Raw genomic sequence first — 1,452 nt, 5'->3', positions numbered from 1 at the left:
ATGTCAACGTGGTGTTCCTGCTGACCTTCGCAGTGGGCTCGGGGCTTGCCGGCCTGGGCGGTGCGCTCGGCGCCGAGATCCTCGGACTCGATCCGACCTTCCCGCTCAAGTACATGATCTATTTCCTCATCGTGGTCTCGGTCGGCGGCACCTCGTCGATCACCGGGCCGCTGCTGGCCGCGCTGCTGCTCGGCATCGCCGACGTGGCGGGCAAGTACTTCATCCCGAAGATGGGCGCCTTCACGGTCTACCTGCTGATGATCCTGATCCTGATGTGGCGGCCGCAGGGTCTGTTCACGCGCAAGGGGGGCAAGTGATGGATTTCCAGCAGCTCTTGCTCAAGAAGGCGGGTTGGCGGCCCTGGGAATACGCGCTCTGGGCGCTGGCCTTCGTGCTGCCGCTGGTCATGCCCTCGCACGCGCTGATGATCAACGAGATCGCCATCGTCGCGCTGTTCGCGATGTCGCTCGACCTGATCCTCGGCTACACCGGCATCGTGTCGCTGGGCCACGCGGCCTTTTTCGGCTTTGGTGCCTACACCGCGGCGCTGTTTGCCAAGCACGTGATGCCCGATCCCACGATCGGCCTGCTGGTTGCCATCGCGCTGTCGGCAGTGCTCGGCGCCGTTGCCAGCGTCACCATCCTGCGCGGCAGCGACCTGACCCGGCTGATGGTCACGCTGGGCACCGCGCTGCTGCTGCTCGAACTGGCCAACAAGCTCGACTGGCTGACCGGCGGCGCCGACGGCCTGCAGGGCGTGGTGATGGGGCCGGTGCTGGGCTTATTCGACTTCGACCTGCTCGGACGCACGGCGGCCTGGTACTCGATCTCGGTGATGCTGCTGCTGTTTGTGCTGATGCGCCGGCTGGTGCATTCGCCCTTCGGCGCCACGCTCAAGGCGATCCGCGACAACCGTCTGCGCGCGATGGCGATCRGCATCCCCGTGGTGTCGCGGCTGGCCGTGATCTACACCGTGGCCGCGGCCATCGCAGGCGCCGCCGGCGCACTGCTGGCGCAGACCACCGGCTTCGCCTCGCTCGACGTGCTGGCCTTCGACCGCTCGGCCGACGTGGTGCTGATGCTGGTGATCGGCGGCGTCGGCTGGCTCTATGGCGGCATCGCCGGGGCGATCGTCTTCAAGCTGCTGCAGGACACGCTGTCGACCGTCACGCCGCAGTACTGGATGTTCTGGATCGGCCTGATCCTGGTGCTGCTGGTGCTGGTGGGGCGCGACCGGCTGCTGAAGCCCTGGACCTGGCTCGGCGGCGTTCGCAAGGCGGTGAAGCCATGAGCGATACGGTGCTTTCCGCCACCGGCCTGGTGATGCGTTTCGGCGGTATCACGGCCACCAACAACGTCACGCTCAACCTCAGGCGCGGTGCACGCCACGCATTGATCGGACCCAACGGCGCCGGCAAGACGACACTGATCAACTTGCTGACCGGCGTGCTC

3 protein-coding genes are annotated in these 1,452 nt (G+C 66.6%); all 3 read left to right on the top strand.

The features are described from left to right. On the top strand, nt 1-317 hold a 317-nt coding region (locus AC1DY5_RS55440), incomplete at its 5' end, for an ABC transporter permease subunit (protein ID WP_478122668.1). Continuing rightward, on the top strand, nt 317-1,291 hold the full coding sequence (locus AC1DY5_RS55435; protein WP_478122667.1) for a branched-chain amino acid ABC transporter permease: 975 nt from the start codon (nt 317-319) through the stop codon (nt 1,289-1,291). The genes AC1DY5_RS55440 and AC1DY5_RS55435, both read left to right, overlap by 1 nt. Beyond that, nucleotides 1,288-1,452, top strand: a 165-nt coding sequence (locus tag AC1DY5_RS55430; protein ID WP_478122669.1) for an ATP-binding cassette domain-containing protein, incomplete at its 3' end; no start/stop codon positions are given. The genes AC1DY5_RS55435 and AC1DY5_RS55430, both read left to right, overlap by 4 nt.

It is taken from the genome of Variovorax sp. P4_D9 (assembly GCF_056401695.1).
The sequence above is the reverse complement of the archived record's forward strand: the minus strand, read 5'-3'. Positions and strand labels throughout refer to the sequence as shown.